14 protein-coding genes and 1 tRNA gene are annotated in these 19,155 nt (G+C 64.5%); 11 read left to right on the top strand and 4 right to left on the bottom strand.

All coding sequences use genetic code 11. From position 1 onward, the window contains the following. The first annotated feature begins 219 nt into the window (after nucleotides 1–219). From DSM100688_RS04435 to DSM100688_RS04420, 4 genes are read left to right on the top strand one after another with little or no spacing between them, the layout of a single operon-like run. The gene (locus DSM100688_RS04435) at nucleotides 220–1,203 is read left to right on the top strand and encodes an ABC transporter permease (RefSeq protein WP_163146835.1); all 984 of its coding nucleotides are present in this window, start codon (nucleotides 220–222) and stop codon (nucleotides 1,201–1,203) included. 46 nt (nucleotides 1,204–1,249) lie between these two features. Continuing rightward, nucleotides 1,250–2,260, top strand: coding sequence for an ABC transporter permease (locus tag DSM100688_RS04430; protein ID WP_152357950.1), 1,011 nt, complete (start codon nucleotides 1,250–1,252; stop codon nucleotides 2,258–2,260). Between the two features lie 18 nt (nucleotides 2,261–2,278). Continuing rightward, nucleotides 2,279–4,411, top strand: coding sequence for a dipeptide ABC transporter ATP-binding protein (locus DSM100688_RS04425; RefSeq protein ID WP_170286278.1), 2,133 nt, complete (start codon nucleotides 2,279–2,281; stop codon nucleotides 4,409–4,411). Nucleotides 4,412–4,466: 55 nt separating this feature from the next. Then, a complete protein-coding gene (locus tag DSM100688_RS04420) occupies nucleotides 4,467–6,209 on the top strand; it encodes an ABC transporter family substrate-binding protein (RefSeq protein ID WP_152357949.1) in 1,743 nt (580 codons plus the stop codon). 1,052 nt (nucleotides 6,210–7,261) lie between these two features. Here the strand turns inward: DSM100688_RS04420 and DSM100688_RS04415 are convergent. Beyond that, the gene (locus DSM100688_RS04415; RefSeq protein WP_152357948.1) at nucleotides 7,262–8,554 is read right to left on the bottom strand and encodes a M20 family metallopeptidase; all 1,293 of its coding nucleotides are present in this window, start codon (nucleotides 8,552–8,554) and stop codon (nucleotides 7,262–7,264) included. An 809-nt stretch (nucleotides 8,555–9,363) separates the two neighbouring features. Here DSM100688_RS04415 and DSM100688_RS04410 point away from each other — a divergent pair. Genes DSM100688_RS04410 through DSM100688_RS04390 form a run of 5 tightly spaced genes read left to right on the top strand, consistent with a single transcriptional unit; the run spans nucleotide 9,364 to nucleotide 15,359 of the window. Then, nucleotides 9,364–11,067 (top strand): peptide ABC transporter substrate-binding protein, encoded by a 1,704-nt coding sequence (locus tag DSM100688_RS04410; protein ID WP_163146836.1) that lies wholly within the window; start codon nucleotides 9,364–9,366, stop codon nucleotides 11,065–11,067. Between the two features lie 12 nt (nucleotides 11,068–11,079). Then, nucleotides 11,080–12,024 carry an ABC transporter permease gene (locus DSM100688_RS04405; RefSeq protein WP_152357946.1) on the top strand — a complete coding sequence of 315 codons (945 nt, stop codon included), beginning with the start codon at nucleotides 11,080–11,082 and terminating at the stop codon, nucleotides 12,022–12,024. Nucleotides 12,025–12,028: 4 nt separating this feature from the next. After that, nucleotides 12,029–13,180 carry an ABC transporter permease gene (locus tag DSM100688_RS04400; protein WP_152357945.1) on the top strand — a complete coding sequence of 384 codons (1,152 nt, stop codon included), beginning with the start codon at nucleotides 12,029–12,031 and terminating at the stop codon, nucleotides 13,178–13,180. 2 nt (nucleotides 13,181–13,182) lie between these two features. Next, entirely contained in the window at nucleotides 13,183–14,331 is a 1,149-nt protein-coding gene (locus tag DSM100688_RS04395) for an ABC transporter ATP-binding protein (RefSeq protein WP_152357944.1), read from the top strand. Continuing rightward, entirely contained in the window at nucleotides 14,331–15,359 is a 1,029-nt protein-coding gene (locus tag DSM100688_RS04390) for an ABC transporter ATP-binding protein (protein WP_152357943.1), read from the top strand. Before DSM100688_RS04395 ends, DSM100688_RS04390 begins: the two co-directional genes overlap by 1 nt. A 57-nt stretch (nucleotides 15,360–15,416) precedes the next feature. Here DSM100688_RS04390 and DSM100688_RS04385 read toward each other — a convergent pair. The 3 genes from DSM100688_RS04385 to DSM100688_RS04375 form a co-directional block, all read right to left on the bottom strand. Continuing rightward, nucleotides 15,417–15,489: transfer RNA gene (locus tag DSM100688_RS04385), tRNA-Ala, on the bottom strand. Between the two features lie 113 nt (nucleotides 15,490–15,602). Beyond that, the gene (locus DSM100688_RS04380; protein ID WP_152357942.1) at nucleotides 15,603–16,319 is read right to left on the bottom strand and encodes a DedA family protein; all 717 of its coding nucleotides are present in this window, start codon (nucleotides 16,317–16,319) and stop codon (nucleotides 15,603–15,605) included. Between the two features lie 325 nt (nucleotides 16,320–16,644). Beyond that, nucleotides 16,645–17,472, bottom strand: a complete 828-nt coding sequence (locus DSM100688_RS04375) for an alpha/beta hydrolase (protein ID WP_152357941.1) — start codon at nucleotides 17,470–17,472, stop codon at nucleotides 16,645–16,647. A gap of 458 nt (nucleotides 17,473–17,930) precedes the next feature. Between DSM100688_RS04375 and DSM100688_RS11765 the strand changes: the two genes are divergently transcribed. After that, nucleotides 17,931–18,104, top strand: a complete 174-nt coding sequence (locus tag DSM100688_RS11765) for a hypothetical protein (RefSeq protein WP_163146837.1) — start codon at nucleotides 17,931–17,933, stop codon at nucleotides 18,102–18,104. Next, nucleotides 18,088–19,104 carry a 16S rRNA (cytidine(1402)-2'-O)-methyltransferase gene (gene rsmI, locus DSM100688_RS04370; protein WP_152357940.1) on the top strand — a complete coding sequence of 339 codons (1,017 nt, stop codon included), beginning with the start codon at nucleotides 18,088–18,090 and terminating at the stop codon, nucleotides 19,102–19,104. Before DSM100688_RS11765 ends, rsmI begins: the two co-directional genes overlap by 17 nt. Nucleotides 19,105–19,155: the final 51 nt, after the last annotated feature.

Here is a 19,155-nt window from a genome sequence, read left to right as displayed (position 1 = left end):
CAACTGAAAATCCGCAGACATTGTACTGCGTGTTCGCTGTACGGACTCGAAACGCAAAATTAACAAACGGGTTCAAAACGGGTCGATTAGCGCTAACTAAAACGGTTTTCGCAATACCCCCAAAGCGCAAATCCGTCAATACCTCATCTCATATTCTGGATTGAATTTTGCATGTTCACTTAGAAGGGTTAAACCTACTGAGGCTTTAGGAGGTGAAGGGTGCTCAAGTACATCATCAAGCGCATCGGCAACTACATCATCATGCTGTTCGTGGCAGTGTCGATGACGTATTTCCTGGCGAGTGCGTTCATGGACCCGCGTTCGAACTACATGTCGCGTAATCCGCGCCCGCCGATGGCATCGATCAACCGTTCGCTCGACATGGCGAACATCAACGATCAGACACCCGTCATCATTCGGTACGGTCGCTGGCTCAAGGGTATCGTGACCCGCTGGGACTGGGGCCTGAGCCCCGACCAGTCGCCGGTCGGCCCGGCCATCGCATCGCGCATCGCCGCGTCGCTCCAGCTCGTGACCCTCGCCACGATCCTCGCGATCATCTTCGGCGTGAGCATCGGCGTGTACACCGCCATCCGCCAGTACAAGTGGCAGGATCGCGTGCTCAACTCGATCGCCACGTTCTTCCTGGTCATCCCGGCCGCCGTCATGGGCCTGATGGTCGTGCTCATCGCCATCAACTTCAACAACCTCATCGGCACCCGCGCGTTCTACGTGACCGGCCTGCACTCGTACCAAGGCAACAACCCGGTCCTGTGGGTGCTCGACTACCTGCAGCACCTCATCCTGCCGACCATCGTCATGACGATCCCCGGCACGGTGAGCTACCACCTCACCCAGCGCACGTACCTGCTCGACACGATGAACGCCGACTACGTGCGCACCGCTCGCGCGAAGGGCCTGCCGCTCAACATCGCGATCCGCCGTCACGCGCTGCGCACGAGCCTGATCCCGACGGCCGTGGACGTTGCGTTCTCGATCGCAGGCGTGTTCACCGGCGCGGTCATCACCGAGAACGTGTTCGCGATCAACGGCCTGGGCATGTACTTCACGCAGACGATCGCGCAGAACGACATCAACGGCGCGGTCGCCGTGGCCGCGTTCGGCGGCGTGTGCACGTTGACCGGCGCGCTGCTGGCCGACATCTTCTCCGCGTGGCTCGACCCGCGCATCCGACTGAGCTGAGACGCCCGATCCCGATACGTGGAACGTGAGTAAAAGGACGATCGATATGATGAACGATTCCGAGAACATGGTCGCCGACGCGGACGCGACCGACGAGGTGCGCGACTTCCAGCAGGGAGACGGCCAGACGGCTGATGTGACGACGGACAACAAGTCCGGAAAGTCCGGCAAGTCCGAGCACGACGACTTCAAGCGCACCGGCCGCATGATGCTGTACGTGCGCCGCTTCTGCCGCCGTCCGTCCGCGGTGGTCGGCCTGATCGTGCTGCTGATCCTGATCTTCTTCGCCGCGTTCGGCGCGCGCTTCTCGCAGTGGAGCTACGATGAGCCGGACTTCGCCGCGCTCGCCGCGCCGCCGTCTTCCGAGCACTGGCTTGGCACGACCGTCGGCGGCTCCGATCTGTACGCGATGATCGTGCGCGGTCTCGGCCGTTCGCTCACCATCGGTATCCTCTCCTCGATCTGCATCACGATCATCGCCGCGCTCGTCGGCACCGCGGTCGCGTTCTTCGAGGGCTGGTTCGAGCACGTCGGCATGTGGCTGCTCGACATGCTGCTCGTCGTCCCGTCGTTCCTGCTCATCGCGCTGATCGTCGGCATGGCCAAGGGCGGCAGCGACTGGATCTGGCTGGCGATCGGCCTGACCGCGTTCGGTTGGATCGGCTACGCGCGAACCCTGCGCACGCTGACGCTCTCGCTGCGCGACCGCGAGTACGTGCGCGCCGCGAAGTTCATGGGCGTGCCGTCGTTCACGATCATCGTGCGCCACCTCGTGCCGAACCTCGGCTCTGTGCTCGTCATCAACACCGTCCTCGGCGTCATCGGCGCGGTCAACAGCGAAACCTCGCTGAGCTTCCTGGGCCTCGGCATCAAGGCCCCCGACACCTCCCTCGGCACGTTGTTGAACGCCGGCCAGTCGGTCGTGCAGACCTCCCCGTGGGTGCTGGTCTTCCCGTCGGTCATGCTGATCATCCTGACCTTCTCCGTGCAGCTCATCGGCGACGGCCTGCGCGACGCGATCGACCCGTACTCCCGTTCCGGCGGCAAGGCCGAGTAAGCCAGGACGGCGATCATCATGAACGACAAGAACGCAACGACTACGAACGCAACAGGAGCAACCGTGAACGACACCGCGAACGAGAACGAGCAGCCGGTCATCAGCGTGCGCGACCTCACCGTCAGCTTCGCCTCCGAAGCCGGTACGGTGCACGCGGTGCGCGGCATGAACTTCGACCTGTACCGCGGCCGCACGCTCGGCATCGTCGGCGAGTCCGGCTCGGGCAAGTCCGTCACGTCGATGGCCATCATGGGCCTGCTCGACAAGAACGCGAAGGTGACCGGCTCGATCACGTACCACGGCGACGAACTGCTCACCAAGTCCGATCTCGAGATGAGCAAGATCCGTGGGCGTGGCATCGCGATGGTGTTCCAGGACCCGCTGTCGGCCCTGACCCCGGTGTTCTCGATCGGCGACCAGATCAAGGAAGCGCTGGTCACCCACAACCCGAAGATGACCGAGCAGCAGATCCACGACCGTTCGATCGAGCTCATGAACCTCGTCGGCATCCCGGACCCCGAGGAACGTCTGAAGTCGTTCCCGCACGAGTTCTCCGGCGGCATGCGCCAGCGCGTCATGATCGCGATGGCCATCGCCAACGATCCCGACGTCATCATCGCGGACGAGCCGACCACCGCGCTCGACGTGACGATCCAGGCGCAGGTGCTCGAAGTCCTGCGCAAGGCGCAGCGCGAAACCGGCGCGGCCGTCATCTTCATCACCCACGACCTCGGCGTGATCGCCGGCATCGCGGACGACATCGTCGTCATGTACGCGGGCCGTCCGGTCGAAAAGTCCGACGTCGACACGATCTTCGCCAAGCCGGCCATGCCGTACACGATGGGCCTGCTCGGCGCCGTGCCGCGCTCCGACCGCGAACGCGCCAGCCGCCTCGTGCCGATCCCCGGCTCGCCGATGAACCTCGTGAACATGCCCAAGGGCTGCCCGTTTTCCCCGCGCTGCCCGCTCGCGACCGACGTGTGCCGCCAGAGCGAGCCGGCCATGCAGCCGGTGCCGGGCCGCGAAGGCCAGTTCGTCGCCTGCCATCGCGCGGCCGAGATCGTGAGCAAGGGCCTCACGTTCCGCGACGTGTACACCGTGGGCGAGGCCGTCAAGTCGAAGTTCGACGGCGTGCCGCGCGAGCAGCGCAAGACCGTGCTCGACGTGCAGCACATGCGCAAGACGTTCCCGCTGACCGGCGGCGGATTCCTGCGCCGCAAGATCGGCGAGGTGCGCGCGGTCGACGACGTGACGCTCAACGTGCGCGAAGGCGAGACCGTCGCGCTCGTCGGCGAATCCGGTTCCGGCAAGTCCACGACGCTCATGGAGATCATGGAATTCGCCAAGCCGCAGGAAGGCGAGATCGAGATGTTCGGCACCAAGCTCGAACGCAAGATGCCGCGCGAGCAGCGCCGCGAACTGCGTTCCGCCGTGCAGTACGTCTTCCAGGACCCGATGAGTTCGCTCGACCCGCGCCTGCCGATCTACGACATCCTCGCCGAGCCGATGAAGGTGCAGCACTACTCCAAGGAGCAGATCCGCGAACGCATCGCCGAACTCATGCGGCTCGTCGAACTGAACCCCGATCAGGTCGACCGCTTCCCGACACAGTTCTCCGGCGGTCAGCGCCAGCGCATCGCCATCGCGCGCGCCCTCGCCGTCAACCCCAAGCTCGTGCTGCTCGACGAACCGGTGTCCGCGCTCGACGTGTCCATTCAGGCCGGCGTGATCAACCTGCTCGAGGATCTGCAGAACAAGCTCGGCGTGGCCTATCTGTTCGTGGCGCACAACCTGTCGGTCGTCCGCCACATCTCCAGCCAGGTCGCCGTCATGTACCTCGGCCGCATCGTCGAATCCGGCGAGACCGAGGACGTGTTCGAGCACCCGCTGCACCCGTACACGCAGGCGCTCATCAGCGCCGTGCCGGTGCCCGATCCGGCCGCCGAGCGCACGCGCAAGCGCATCGTGCTCGAAGGCGAAGTGCCCAGCCCGACCGAAACGTTCAAGGGCTGCCCGTTCGCCGGCCGATGCCCGCTCATGCCCACGCTGAGCGCCGACCAGCAGGCACGCTGCCGCGGCGAAAAGCCGATGCTGCGCGCCGCCAATGCTTCCCGACCGAGCGGCCATCAGGTCGCATGCCATTTCGCATGACAGGTCGGACCCTGCGCGGGGGTTCCCACGCAGGTTGATTAGAGAGGAAACAACCATGAAGAACATGCGCAAGATGACCGCTGTCGCGGCGTCCGTCGCGGCGTTCGCCATGCTGCTCGCGGGCTGCGGCAGCACGGGCAACGGCAACGGTTCCAACGGTGCCGCCACCGCGACCGAGGAGCCGGCGGCCGGCTTCGATTCGTCGTACACCGGCGCGCTGCCGATGCCGAAGGCCGACCAGCGTTACGACAACCACATGGACCGTGACAAGGTCAAGGACGGCGGCACGCTGACCCTGCCGATCTCCGAGATCACGTCCAACTGGAACTACCTGTCCACCGACGGCAACACCGGCTACATGTCCGAGCTGTGGAGCTGGTACCAGCCGCAGTTGCTCATGACCGACGAGGTCGGCGGCGACCCGATCAAGGTCAACCCGGACTACCTGACCGACATGAAGCTCGTCAGCTCCGACCCGATGGTCGTGCAGTACGACATCAACCCGAAGGCCAAGTGGAACGACGGCAAGGACATCGACTGGACCGCGTTCGAGGCGACCTGGAAGGCCCTCAACGGCCAGGATTCCAACTACAACCCGCCGAGCACCGACGGCTTCGACCGCATCGCGAGCGTCAAGCAGGGCGACAACGCCAAGCAGGTCATCGTGACCTACTCCGAGCCGTACTACCCGTGGCAGCTCGTGTTCTCCTCGCTGGTCAACCCGGAGGCCGGCGACGCCAAGACCTTCACCCAGGGCTGGGTCAAGAACCCGCACAACGAGTGGGCTGCCGGCCCGTACAAGGTCGACTCCTTCAACGACAACAGCGTGACCTTCGTGCCGAACCCGAACTGGTGGGGCGACAAGGCCAAGCTTGACAAGATCGTCTACAAGGTCATGTCCTCGACCGCCGAGATCAACGCGTTCCAGAACGGCGAGATCGACGCCTCCACGTCCATCTCCACCAAGGACAACCTGAAGGCCGTGCGTTCCGTCAAGGACGCCCAGCTGCGCTACGGCTACAGCCTCAAGACCCGCGTGCTTGAGTACAACGGCAAGTCCAAGCCGCTCGACGACCTGCAGGTGCGCAAGGCCCTGACCCAGGCCTTCGACGCCGACACCTACAACAAGATCCAGTTCCAGGGCATGGACTGGGACGCCAAGCGCCCGGGATCCGAGATGCTGCTGCCGTTCCAGAAGGGCTATGAGGACAACATGCCCGCCGAGTCCAAGTTCAGCACCGACAACGCCAAGAAGACCCTCGAGGCCGACGGCTACAAGATGGGCGACGACGGCTACTACGCCAAGGACGGCAAGACCCTCGAGGTCTCCTTCACGTTCTTCGGCGACGACGCCACCCAGCAGGCCCTCGCCAACGCCTACCAGGCGATGATGAAGAAGGCCGGCATCAAGATCAAGGTCGTGAACGTGGCCGAGTCCAAGTTCTCCGACACCGTCATGAACGGCGACTACCAGGTGCTGCCGATGGCTTGGCAGGCCTCCGCGGCCCTCGGCTTCGTGACCTCCGCCCCGCAGCTGTACACCTCCGACGGCCCGTCCAACTTCACCTACGTCAGTTCTCCTGAAGTCGACAAGCTCGTCAAGGCCGCCGGCGCCCACGAGAAGTACGACGACCAGACCAAGGCCGTGAACGAGGCCGAGAAGGCCGCGCTCAAGCTCTACGGCACCGTCCCGGTCTCCAACCCGGGCCAGTACGTGGCCGTGAAGAAGGGCCTCGCCAACTACGGTCCGTCCGGCTTCGCCGGCAACCTGCCGCAGAACATCGGCTGGGAGAAGTGAGCCTTCTTCTCGCATAACTGAATTTCCCGCCGCCCCGGCGCGGGTCCGCATAGGGAACAGCGGACCGGTCGACCGGGTGACGACGGGACGGCGGTCACTGCCGCGCGCGTCCTTCTTCTCCTTAATTCTGCGCGCGCGGCCGTGATCAGTGCGTACCTCTCGCGGGGATTTCCTGCGGGAGGTTTTTCTATTTTTTCTATGCATAAACGGACAACCAGCCGATTCGGGTGGGTGGATCGGCTGGTTGTCCGTTGAGGGAGTGGACCCTTCTGGCCTCGATTGGTTGCCGTTGAAGGGAGAAATGGGCGCAACCTACGACACAGTGAATTTTTCCGTTGACGATATGTCTGTTGCGGGGAGGGACGTTGCTTCGAACGGCCTTGGTCGTATGCGATATCCCGATGGAGAACGGCCGTTGTATACGTAGGCCGCTTGGCGAGTTGCTTTGCCGGGATGCAGTAGGTCACGGGATGGCAGATTCGCGTGTTTTGCCATCGCGTGACGGCACCGAAGGTCACGGGATGGCAGATTTGTCCGATTTTCCATCGCGTGACGGTATTGGAGGTCACGGGATGGCAAAACGGCTTCCGATGCCATCGTGTGATTGGGAGAGTGTTGAAAAATAGCCGTTGTGGTGATTGCTCTCGGCAGTATTGAAGTCACGCGATGGCGGATTCGCCCGTTTTTCCATCGCGTGACTGAATGATGCGCCGGTGATGACGGATTGCCGTTTCCCGCAACGGACAACCAGCCGATTTGAGTGGGAAAATCGGCTGGTTGTCCGTTAAGAAAGAGGGGGCGTTGGTCTTGGGACGTTCCTTGGGTTGACTGGTCTGTCTCTCTAGCGGACATACAGCCGATTTGGGTGGCAAAAACGGCTGGTTGTCCGTGGAGAGTGTGGGTTGATTACCTTGGGAACGTTCCTCTGATAATCAACTCTTTTCTTCAACGGACAACCAGCCGTTTTTGCCACCCCAATCGGCTGTATGTCCGTTGGGGAGGGGTCTCGCGTCCCAATCGGATGGTTGTCCGTTGGGGAGGGGTAGAGGTGCTTAGATCGCGGCGGCGACGTCGGACTGCTGGGTGGCGACGCGGCCCGCGTGCTGCTCCTTGATCGCGGCGAGCAGCGCCGGATTCGTGAGCACGTCGAGCGCGGTGAACGCCAGCGCCTTCGCCGACCAGCGGATCGACTCGAGCGCGAACTCGCTCGCCGCCGCGGCCGCCACCTTCTCGTTATGCCCGCCGAGCGGCTCCGGCGCGATGGCGAACACCGGCTGGATCGTCGGTACCACCTGCGACACGTTGCCGACGTCGCTCGACCCGAAGCTCACTTTGTCCTGCTCGGTCGGCTCCACGCGCTGCCCGAGCGCCACCGCGTTGCGCTCCCACACCGCGTCGAACAGCGGCGTCGGGATCATGTTGTCGACCTGATGCTGGTACGGCTCCAGACTGCCCTTCGCGCCGGTGGCCAGCGCCGAACCGGCCACGATGTTCTCGATCTTGCGGCGCAGCTCCAGCAAACCCGGCACCGACGCGGACCGCAGGTAGAACTTGGCCTTCGCATAGTCCGGCACCACGTTCGGCTGCACGCCGCCGTCGGTGATGATGCCGTGAATGCGCACATCCTTGGGCAGGTGCTGGCGCAGCGCGTTGATCGAATTGAACGTCTGGATCACGCCGTCGAGCGCGTTGACGCCGAGCTCCGGGCTGCCGGACGCATGCGACGCCTTGCCATGGAATTCGATGTCGACCGGCTGGCATGCCAGGTTGCGCGTGGTCAGATGGTTGCCGCCGCTGCCCGGATGCGCGGCGAGCGCGATGTCCACGTCCTTGAAGAAGCCCTCGTCGACGAACGCGCCCTTCGCGCTGCCGTTCTCGCCGCCCTCCTCGCCGGGCGTGCCGTACACGCGCACCTGCCCGCCGAACTGGTCGATCACCTGCTTGAGCGCCGCGCCGGCCAGCGACGAGTTCGGCCCGAACACGCTGTGTCCGCAGCCGTGGCCGATGCCGGGTAGCGCGTCGTATTCGGCGAGGAACACGACGGTCGGCCCCGGCCTGCCGGTGTCGTACACCGCCTCGAAGCCGGTGCGGTGGCTGGCGACGCCGAGCGTCACGTCGAATCCTTCTGCCTTGAGTTGGTCGGACAGCGTGGTGGATGCGAAGAACTCGTAGTTGCTGACCTCCGGCTTGTCGTGGATGGCCAGCGAGATGCGCTGGTATTCGGGCAGCGACCGGTCGACGAAGTCGGCGATCAGCCGCTTCGCGTGTTCGACGTCGGCCTGCGGCGCGGCGTTGGCCGGTGACGTTGTGGCCGATGCTGCGGTGTTCGGTACGGTTGCGCTCATGTGAGATTCCCCTTCTCGTGATGTGCGTGACGATCGCACGATGTGATTGATGTATGTCTTACGATACGGCGCGATGTCGGTGACGTCGCCGGATTCGGGGGAAGTCGATTATAGGCGTTGGTGATAGCGGGCTATGGGGTGGTTGGGTGTACTCCCCTCAGTCGACTGCGTCGACAGCTCCCCTCGTGGAGGGGAGCCATGCGATGGGTGGAACGGCTGGGATTGATAGCGGCGTATAGGGAATGGCTATAGGCGGGGGCGTGTGTTGCGGCGGGTCGTGTGTGATGATGATGGCGGGCGATGTGCACAGGGTACACGCTCGTAGGGGGAAACATGAACGGCAGCAAGGCATCATCGCAGGTCCGCGGCGCAGTGCGCGGCCTGATGTGCGTGATGTACGCGATGATGTGCCGTTCCTGTCGAATGTGTCGCTGACCGAACGGCCGGATTAGGGGAGATTCGGACATGCGGCATCACCGCATGATGCGGTAGCGCCTTCACCAGTGGGGACTCGTCGGGCGCGACCACATCATCGACGCGTACGTACGGTCGGCCATCGCCGGTACGGGATCATCCGACCGTACGTATCACCACTTTCGATCATGTCCGATCATCCGTCTTCGATCGGCGCACATCCTGCTTACACGGACGCGCGTATCTGCACATATTCCACACGGATACGCGCTCAACCGTCACCAAACCGACATCATCTCGTCGGCAACGATCATCATCAATCATCACCGATCATCACATCACCATACCCAACCATAACCAAACGCAACCACACCATAAGAGAAGGGAAGATCAATATGGTTCGCCTTACCCCGCCGTCGCCGCACGCGACGCAACACACCTCCGCCCGCCGCCGCGCGTTCGGCGTCATCGCCTCGGTCGCGGCGATCGTCATGGCACTGTCCGCATGCGGCTCCGGCGGCACCTCGACCAACGCCGCCAACGCCAACGGCGCGAACGGCTCGTCGTCACGCACCACGCTCAAATGGGAGGCCTCCGGCGAGGTCACCACGATGGACTCCGGCAAAACCTACGACACGATCTCCGGCGAGGCCGTGGGCTTCTTCGCCGAACCGCTGTACCGCCAGGACTCCAACGGCGACGTGACCCCGGCGCTCGCCAAAAGCCTGCCGAAGGTCAGCGAGGACGGCCTGACCGTCGACGTCACCCTGCGCGACGGTCTCAAGTTCTCCGACGGCTCCCCGCTCACCGCCAGCGACGTCGTGTACGGCGTGCGTCGCGTCGTCGACCCGGCCACCGGATCGCAGTCCGCGAAGAACCTCAACTACATCAAGAACGCCACCGAAATCACCGCCGGCAAGCTGCCGGTCGACCAGCTCGGCATCAAGGCCGTGTCCGACACGCAGGTCCGGTTCACGCTGACCTCGCCCAACCCGTACATCACGCAACTGCTCACCGACACGCTGCTCTCGCCGGTCAAGCAGTCGTTCGTCGAGGAGAAGGGCAAGAACTACGCGCTCAACGCCGACAGCCTGCTCGCCACCGGCCCGTACAAGCTCGCCGACTGGAACGGCACCAACGTCAACTGGAAGTACGTGAAGAACCCGAACTACTGGAACGCGAAGAACGTCCACTTCAAGGAGATCGACGTGTCGGTCGTCAAGGACGCCGCCTCCAAGGTGAACCTGTTCGAATCCGGGCAGATCGACGGCGTGCACATCACCGGCGACTACATCAAGCAGTACCAGGGCAAGAAGGAGCTCGTCACCGTGCCCTCGCTGCGCGCCACGAACCTCGAGCTCGGCATCAGCTCCAACAAGAACCTGCAGAACCTCAACCTGCGCAAGGCGCTCTCGCTCGCCATCGACCGCAAGCAGCTCGCCAGCGCCATCCTCAACGGCGAAGCCACCCCGGCCGTGGGCGTGATCCCGAACGGCATCGCGAAGAACCCGGAGAACGGCAAGAGCATCGCCGAGGACTGGGGCAACCTCGCGCCCACCGACAAGGACAAGGCCAAGACGCTGTTCAAGAAGGCGCTGTCCGAACTCGGCACGTCCAGCGTGAAGTTCCGCCTCGTGACCTCCGACGACGACCAGAGCAAGAAGATCGGCCAGTACCTGCAGGCCCAGCTGCAGGACACGCTGCCGGGCCTGACCATCGACGTCGCGTCGGTGCCGAGCTCCGTGCGCTTCGAGGAGATGATGAGCTACAAGTTCGACCTCGCGCTCGGCGGCTGGTCCGGCACGTGGGACCCGACCTCGTACGTGCAGCAGCATGAGACCAGCTACGAGCACAACCACTCGCAGTGGAAGAGCGAGGAGCTCACCGAACTCGTCAACGACCTCAACACCAAGGACGGCACCGACTTCAAGCTCCGCTGGCAGCACCTCAAGGAGGCCAACCAGTACCTCATCGACAACCAGGTCGTGATCCCGCTGGTGCAGGCGTCCAACAGCTACCTCGTCAACCCGAACCTCACCGGCTACGTGACCAGCTCGCTGGGCGGCACCATCGACCCGGCGCTGGCCAAGTTCAACTGACGGACGGCTCCGATGCGACGTTGGCTCACCTTCATCGGCTCGCGGCTGGTCATGATGGCCGTGACGATGCTCATCATCGTCACCGTCACGTTCTTCCTCATGCACGCGCTGCCCGGCACGCCGTACAACAACCAGGCGTTGCTGAGCAACGACCAGCTCGTGCAACTCAACAAGAAGTACGGATTCGACAAGCCGCTGCTCCTCCAATACCTCGCGTATCTCGGCGGCATCCTGCACGGCGACTTCGGCATCTCGCTGCAGTTCTCCGACCAGCCGGTGACCACGCTCATGGCCACGCGCATCGGCCCGTCCATCCAGCTCGGTCTGCAGGCCGTCGTGCTCGGCACGGTGCTGGGCGTGCTGCTCGGCGCGCTCGCCGCCGCGAACCAGAACACATGGATCGACCGGTTCTGCTCGTCGATCGCGATCCTCGGCCGGTCGGTGCCGAACTACGTGGTCGCCGTGATCGTGCAGTCGATCTTCGCGATCTCGCTGCGGCTACTGCCGGTGGGTCTGTGGGATCAGGGCTTCCGTTCGACGATCCTGCCGACGCTGGCGCTGTCGATCGCGCCACTCGCCGACGCGGCGCGGTTCATCCGCACCGAGATGATCGACGTGCTCACGTCCGACTACATCGAACTGGCCCGCGCGAAGGGCATGAGCGAGCCGATGATCGTGGTTCGGCACGCGCTGCGCAACTCGCTGATCCCGCTGATCACGGTGATCGGACCGATGATCGCGGGCCTGATGACCGGTTCGCTGGTGATCGAGACGATCTTCTCGGTGCCCGGCATCGGCGAGCAGTTCACCAAGTCCATTCTGTCGAACGACTACTACACGATCATGGCCGTGACGATCTGGTATTCGGCCGTGCTGGTGGAGGTCGTGTTCCTGATGGACGTGCTGTACCAGATCGCCGACCCGCGCGTGCGGATCGTCGGCAAGGAAGGGGAGTGACGCGATGAGTGTTGCCGATATCGGGATCGCCGGCGTGGTGCCGGGGGAGATCGCCGGGGTGCGGCACGGTGTGGAACATGGCGTGAAACGTGACGGCGAACGCCGCGATGACGTACGTGGCGTCGAGCGTGACGTTACTCACGACGTTACACGTGACGTCACTCGTGACGTCGCGGACGGTCCCGCCGACCCGGCCGCCGTGCCGGACGCGCTGTTCGTACCGCGCGCGGCGGCCGTCGCCGACCATGACGCCGCCGACGTACCGCATCTGAGCCACGCCGTCCAAGCCTGGCTGCGACTGCGGCACAACAAAACCGCCATCGCCGCCGCGATCGTCCTCGTCTCGCTGTTCGTCGTCGCGTTCAGCGCGCCCGTCCTCGCGCCGGCCGACCCCAACGCGCAGAAGGTCGAATACGCGAACCTGCCGCCGTACTGGTTCTCCGACGCGGCCGAACAGTACCGACTCATCGGCGCGCAGAACCAGCATTTCGTCCTCGGCACCGACCAGTTCGGCCGCGACCTGCTGTCGCGACTGCTGTACGGCACCCGCATCTCGCTGACCATCTCACTCGTCGCCGCCGTGCTCGACATCGCGATCGGCGTGACCTGGGGCCTCGTCAGCGGCCTCGCCTCACGCCGCGTCGACGACCTCATGCAGCGCGTGCTCGAAATCATCAGCGGCGTGCCCAGCCTGATCGTCGTCGTGCTCATGCTGCTCGTGTTCCAGCCGGGACTCGTGTCGATCATCGTGGCGATGGCCATCACCTTCTGGATCACCATGGCGCGCGTGGTGCGCGGGCAGACCCTGCAGATACGCTCGCTCGAATACGTGCAGGCCGCCATCGTGCTCGGTACGCCACGCGCGGCCATCGCGGTGCGGCACGTGCTGCCGAACATCCTGAACCTCATCATCATCCGTCTCATGTTCTCAATCCCCACCGCGATCTTCTTCGAAACGTTCCTGAGCTTCATCGGCGTGGGCATGAAGATCCCGAACGCGTCGATCGGCACGCTGCTCAACGACGGGTTCAAGGTGGTGCGCATCTACCCGTACCAGATGTGGATTCCCGCGGCCGTGCTGTGCGTGATCATGCTGTCGTTCAACCTGTGCGCGGACGGCCTGCGCGACGTGCTCGATCCGAAGATGAGGGGGTAGTGATGAGTGAGATTACTGAGGATTCCGGGAACGTCGTTGAGACCGGGGGCATTGCGTCCGGGGCCGCCGCGTCCGGGACTGCCGCGTCCGCGGGCGGCGACGAGCGACCGGTGCGCGTGTCCGTACGCGACCTGCACGTCACCTTCCGCAAGGACAACCTTGACGTGCACGCCGTGCGCGGCGTGAGCTTCGACCTGCGCGCCGGCGAGACGCTCGCGCTGGTCGGCGAATCAGGATCCGGCAAATCCGTGACCTGCCGATCGCTCATGCGGCTGCTGCCACGCAACGCACGGCTGGACGGCGACGTGCGGTTCGACGGACGCGACGTGCTCGCGCTCGACCGCAAGGCGCTGCGCGACCTGCGCGGCAACCGCATCGCCATGATCTTCCAGGACCCGATGACCTCGCTCGACCCGACGATGATCATCGGCCGGCAGATCACCGAAACGATCCGCCTGCACACGTCGGTCGGGCGTCGCGAGGCGCGCGAACGGGCCATCCGGCTGCTCGACCAGGTCGGCATCTCTGACGCGGCGCGACGGTTCCACCAGTATCCGCATGAATTCTCCGGCGGCCAACGCCAGCGCATCGTTATCGCGATCGCGCTCGCCTGCCATCCCGACGTGCTCATTGCCGACGAACCGACCACCGCGCTCGACGTGACCATGCAGGCGCAGATCCTCGACCTGCTCGCCGACATCCAGCGCGACACCGGCACGGCGATCATCCTCGTCACCCACGATCTCGGCGTCGTGGCGAAGGCCGCCGACCGCGTGGCCGTGATGTACGCGGGGCGCATCGTGGAATACGGCACCGCGGACGAGATCTTCTACAACCCGCGGCACCCCTACACATGGGGACTGCTCGGCTCCACGCCGACGCTCGACACCGAGCGCGGGAGGCTGCGGCCGATCCCTGGCGTGCCGCCGAACCTCGCCGCGATACCGGCCGGTGACGCGTTCGCACCGCGCAACGCCTACGCGCTCGCGGTCGATGAGCGCTACGAGCCGCCGTTCTTCGCCGTGTCGCCCACGCATGCGGCGGCCACGTGGCTGCTCGACCCGCGTGCGCCGCAGGTCGAACCGCCCGCGGAGATCCGGTGGCGGTGGAGGATATGGCACGAGCTGCAGCATCTGGAAGGAGCGGCGTGATGAGCGGGACGAATGAGATTGTCGGAACCACCGTCGGAACCACCGTCGGGGTTGCCGTCGGACGACATGACGAGCCGGCGCGCGACGAACTGTTGCGGGTCGAGGGACTGACGCACGTGTACGGCGACGGACGTAACGGGCGTGTCGGGCGAGACGGGCGCGGCGCGACGCCGGCCGTCGACCACATCAGCTTTTCCATCGCACGTGGCGAAACGCTGGGACTGGTCGGCGAATCCGGCTGCGGCAAATCCACCACTGGCCGCATGATCGTCAAACTGCTGTCGATCACCTCCGGACGCGTGCTGTTCGACGGACGTGACATCAGCGGCATCCGCAGACGCGCGGACGTCGCCGCGTTCCGCCGGCAGGTGCAGATGATCTTCCAGGACCCGTACGCCAGCCTCGACCCGCACGCCACCGTGCGCGACATCATCGCCGAAGGCATCGATAACTTCCATCTGGTGTCCTCCGGACGCGGTGGGCGTGGTGCCCGGGCCGAACGGGCCGAACGCGTGGCGGAACTGCTCGACATGGTCGGGCTGCGGCCGGAACACGCCGACCGGTATCCGCACGAGTTCTCCGGCGGCCAACGGCAGCGCATCGGCATCGCGCGGGCGCTCGCGGTCGATCCGTCGTTCGTGGTGTGCGACGAGCCGATCTCCGCGCTCGACGTGTCGATCCAGGCGCAGATTGTGAACCTGCTGCAGGACCTGCAGCGGCGGCGCGGGCTGACGTATCTGTTCATCGCGCACGACCTGTCGATGGTGCGCTACATCTCCGACCGGATCGCCGTGATGTGGAAGGGGCGGATTGTGGAGACCGGGCCGGCCGACGAGGTGTACGGCAACCCGCTGCACCCGTACACGCGCAGTCTGATCTCCGCCGTGCCCGAGCCGGATCCTCGCGCCGAGCGGGCGCGTCGGCGGGTGGAGTTCGATGCGGAGGCCTTCGCAGCCGGGCTCGGCGGCGGCGGGCTGGCGGTGCCGCTGCGGGAGGTCGATCCCGGGCATTGGGCCGCCATCGCGTGACCGGTGCGGCGAGGAGAAAAAGAAAAACCCTCCGGGGGTGGAATCCCGGAGGGTTTGTGGAGCTGATGGTAATCGAAACCACGACCTCTTCGATGCGAACGAAGCGCTCTACCAACTGAGCTACAGCCCCGTGGTTTGTTGTCTTGCTCTGCAGGACAACTCGCATCACTTTAATACGCTCTTGCGGGGAACGCAACTTGAATTGTGAAGATTTTGTAATGGCTTCTGATCGATAGGGATTGGCTACTTGGCGTGGCGCGGCACGGCGGAGCCCGCATCGGCCGCGGAGTCGTCGCCGGACCGCTTCTTGCCGAACTTGGCCTTGAGCAGACCGACGATCGTCGGGATCAGCGAAACTGCCAGAATCAGCACGATCACCAGTTCGAAGTGCTGCTGCACGGCCGGGATGTTGCCGAAGAAGTAGCCGAGCAGCGTGAACAGCGACGACCAGATGAAGCCGCCGAGCACCGAGAACGGCGTGAAGCGGCGCCAGCGCATGCCCGAAATGCCCGAGATGAACGGCATGAACGTGCGAATGAACGGGAAGAAACGGCCGAGGAACACCGCGAGCGGACCCCACTTCTCGATCATCGCTTCGGTCTTTTCGATGCGCTCCGGGGTCATCGCTTTGACCTTGCCGGACTCGATGATGCGACGGCCGAAGAAATGGCCGATGAAGTAGTTGCACTGATCGCCGATGATCGGCGCGCACCACACGACCGGCAGCAGATAGTGCAGCGGCAGCGCGACCTGGCCGGTCGCCGCGTCGGGGGCCGCGAACACGCCGGCCGCGAACAGCAGCGAGTCGCCGGGCAGGAACGGGAAGAAGACCACGCCCGTCTCGATGAACACGATGAGGAAAATGAAACCGAGCGTCGGAGCCACGCCCATCGCGATCCAGCTGGCGATCGCCGCGCGCGGATCCTTGAGCAGTTCGATGATGAAATTGATGAAACCCATGAAAATCCCGTCAGTATCGTTGCATATGTCTCATTCGATAAGCTCTATGAACGATACCAGCGGGTCTGCACGCGGTTTCGTTGGCGAACGTCGGGTCTGCACGGGTTCCGTCGGGTCTGTATGCGATGTCGTCGGGTCTGCGCGCGGTTCCGTCGGCGAACGGCGGGCCTGCCGCTTTTGGCCGGTCCCACTCCCCGCACCGTCCTCCCTTTAACGGACATACAGCCGATTACAACGGTGTAATCGGCTGTATGTCCGTTAAAGGGAGGAACGGGAGAAACGGGAGGTCGGGCAGCACGGACCGTGACGGTGCGGACTTACTTATTTATCTAGCGAACGTGCGGCGCAGCCAGTCGATCGCAAGCCGCGGCCACGACTGCACGCACTCGACGATGCCGTCCGGCTGCTCATGCCACGCCGTCTCCCGCGTGCCGAGCGACAGCCCGTGCGCGCCCTCCGGGAACAGATGCGCCTCCACGCTCACGCCGGCCGCCTTGCACGACTGGACCAGCATCAGCGTGTTCTCCACCGGCACGGTCGCGTCGGTCATGGTGTGCCAGACGAACACCGGCGGCGTCTTCGCGTCGATGTGGCGCTCGATCGACAGCGCCTCCAGCCACGCCGCGTTGTTTTTGCGCTCCGGGCCGAGCGCCGCGTCGAAGCTGTCGCGGTGGGCGAGCGGGCCGGACGTGATCACCGGATAGGCGAGCATCAGCGCGTTCGGGCGCACCTCGTCGGGCTGGTAGCCGTGCTCGATGAGATCGGCGTCGCCGGTGACGGTCGCCAGATTCGCGGCGAGATGGCCGCCCGCCGAAAAGCCGATCACCGCGATGCGCCGCGCGTCGAGATGCCATTCGTCGGCGTGGTTGCGGATGATCCGCATCGCCTCGGCGGCCTCGCACAGCGCCGTCGGATAGCGGCTGGGCGCGCACGAGTAGCGCAGCACGAACGCGCTGTATCCGGCGCCGACGAATTGCAGTGCGACCGGCTCGGCCTCGCGGTCGGAGGTCATGCGGTAGCCGCCGCCGGGGATGACCAGTACCGCGGGACGGCGGCGGTCCAGGTTCATTTCCTCGCTGTTGTCGATGACGTACCCGATGAACCTGGCTTCGGTGTCGTCGATGCCCGTGATGGTGCGGTCGATGTATTGCATGATGCTCCTTTGACGATGCGCAGTACCGTTATGCCTCCCACTGTAGTGATGCGTTCGGTCATGCCGGATGGGCGGGCGACGTCGTCATGCGTGCTGACCGTGCGCCGGTTCCCTTCCCTCAACGGACAACCAGCCGATTGGATGGGGTGAATCGGCTGTATGTCCGTTGAGAGGGGGTGGCGGATGGACGGGGATGGAGCTGGGCGTTCGTGCCGTTCGGTCTGTTTTGACGTTTGGCCATGTTCCTCCAACGGACATGCAGCCGATCGGGCGGGCAAAATCGGCTGTATGTCCGTTAGGGGGAGGCGGTTTGGGCTGGGGCGGAGTGGAGCGTTTGGTTTTATCCGTTGGTTTTATCTGTTGGATGTTGCTGTCTCAGCTTCGGTTGTTTTTCTCAACGGACATACAGCCGATTCGGACGGCGGTTTCGGCTGGATGTCCGTTGGAGGATATGGGTTATGGGGATGACGGATGATGGGAAGAGCGATGCGATGGGCGATGCGATGGGCGATGCGACGAACGATGCGACGAACGATGCGACGGTTGGTGCGACAGTGGGCGTGACGGACGATGCGGTGCCCGGCGCGGTACTTAGTGTGGGGAATACTGGACGGTATGGGAAACGTGAATGATGGGCAGATGACGTACGAAGGCGCGGAACGGACTTGTGCGGATGGTGACGTCGCGGTGGATACGACCGCGCGCGCGGATGCGGGACGTGCGGCAGGGGAGTCGTACCGTACGATTGCGATTCCGCGTGGCACGGTCGTGCTGGCCGCCACGCCGATCGGCAACGTCGGCGACGCGTCCGACCGTCTCAAGGCGCTGCTGGCGAACGCGGACATCGTCGCGGCCGAGGACACGCGCCGTCTGTACGATCTGGCGAACCGTCTCGGCGTGCATGTGAACGGGCGGGTCGTCGCGTACCACGACCACAACGAGCGCAATAAGGCCGACGGTCTGCTCGATAGCGTCGAAACCGGCGCAACCGTGCTCGTCGTGTCCGACGCGGGCATGCCCACGATCAACGACCCGGGACTGGCGATCGTCCGCCGCGCCATCGATCGCGGCCTGCCAGTCACCTGCGCGCCCGGCCCCTCCGCCGTGTTGGATGCGCTTGCGTTGTCCGGACTGCCGACGGATCGCTTCTGCTACGAAGGATTCCTGCCGCGCAAGCATGCCGAACGCGTGCAGCACTTGCGCATGCTGCAACCCGAGCGGCGCACGATCGTGTTCTACGAGACGCCGCACCGCATCGCCGAATCCATGGACGACCTACTCGACGGATTCGGGCCGAACCGTCCGATGGCGCTGTGCCGCGAATTGACCAAGGATTACGAGGAGATTCGCCGCGGCACGGTCGCCGAGATCCGGCAGAGCGTCATCGACGATCCGCCGCGCGGCGAGATCGTGCTCGTGATCGGCGGCGCATCCGATGAAGAAGCAGTAGCGGCCGCGCCGGCCACGTTGAGCGTCGAGGAGCTGGCCGTGCTTGCCATCGACCGCGCGCTTGAGGACGGATTGCGCATCAAGGACGCGATCGCGCAGGTCGTCGAAGAGCACCCGTTGCCGGACGGTTCGCTGCCCAATCGCAAGCAGGTATACAGCGCCGTACTGGCGATCAAGCAGTGATGTGACGGCGGCCGTCTGCTGCTCCCCTCGGTCTCGCTGCGCTCGACAGCT

Source organism: Bifidobacterium ramosum, assembly GCF_009299505.1.
In the GTDB taxonomy this organism is placed as follows: domain Bacteria; phylum Actinomycetota; class Actinomycetes; order Actinomycetales; family Bifidobacteriaceae; genus Bifidobacterium; species Bifidobacterium ramosum.
This window is presented reverse-complemented; position numbering and strand designations above follow the sequence as displayed.

Excerpts from the sequence above, each read along its gene's own strand:
- DSM100688_RS04430 (WP_152357950.1), top strand. The coding sequence starts at position 1,250 with ATGATGAACGATTCCGAGAACATGGTCGCCGACGCGGACGCGACCGAC.
- DSM100688_RS04425 (WP_170286278.1), top strand. The coding sequence starts at position 2,279 with ATGAACGACAAGAACGCAACGACTACGAACGCAACAGGAGCAACCGTG.
- DSM100688_RS04420 (WP_152357949.1), top strand. The coding sequence starts at position 4,467 with ATGAAGAACATGCGCAAGATGACCGCTGTCGCGGCGTCCGTCGCGGCG.
- DSM100688_RS04415 (WP_152357948.1), bottom strand. The coding sequence starts at position 8,554 with ATGAGCGCAACCGTACCGAACACCGCAGCATCGGCCACAACGTCACCG.
- DSM100688_RS04410 (WP_163146836.1), top strand. The coding sequence starts at position 9,364 with ATGGTTCGCCTTACCCCGCCGTCGCCGCACGCGACGCAACACACCTCC.
- DSM100688_RS04405 (WP_152357946.1), top strand. The coding sequence starts at position 11,080 with ATGCGACGTTGGCTCACCTTCATCGGCTCGCGGCTGGTCATGATGGCC.
- DSM100688_RS04400 (WP_152357945.1), top strand. The coding sequence starts at position 12,029 with ATGAGTGTTGCCGATATCGGGATCGCCGGCGTGGTGCCGGGGGAGATC.
- DSM100688_RS04395 (WP_152357944.1), top strand. The coding sequence starts at position 13,183 with ATGAGTGAGATTACTGAGGATTCCGGGAACGTCGTTGAGACCGGGGGC.
- DSM100688_RS04390 (WP_152357943.1), top strand. The coding sequence starts at position 14,331 with ATGAGCGGGACGAATGAGATTGTCGGAACCACCGTCGGAACCACCGTC.
- DSM100688_RS04380 (WP_152357942.1), bottom strand. The coding sequence starts at position 16,319 with ATGGGTTTCATCAATTTCATCATCGAACTGCTCAAGGATCCGCGCGCG.
- DSM100688_RS04375 (WP_152357941.1), bottom strand. The coding sequence starts at position 17,472 with ATGCAATACATCGACCGCACCATCACGGGCATCGACGACACCGAAGCC.
- DSM100688_RS11765 (WP_163146837.1), top strand. The coding sequence starts at position 17,931 with ATGGGGATGACGGATGATGGGAAGAGCGATGCGATGGGCGATGCGATG.
- rsmI (WP_152357940.1), top strand. The coding sequence starts at position 18,088 with ATGGGAAACGTGAATGATGGGCAGATGACGTACGAAGGCGCGGAACGG.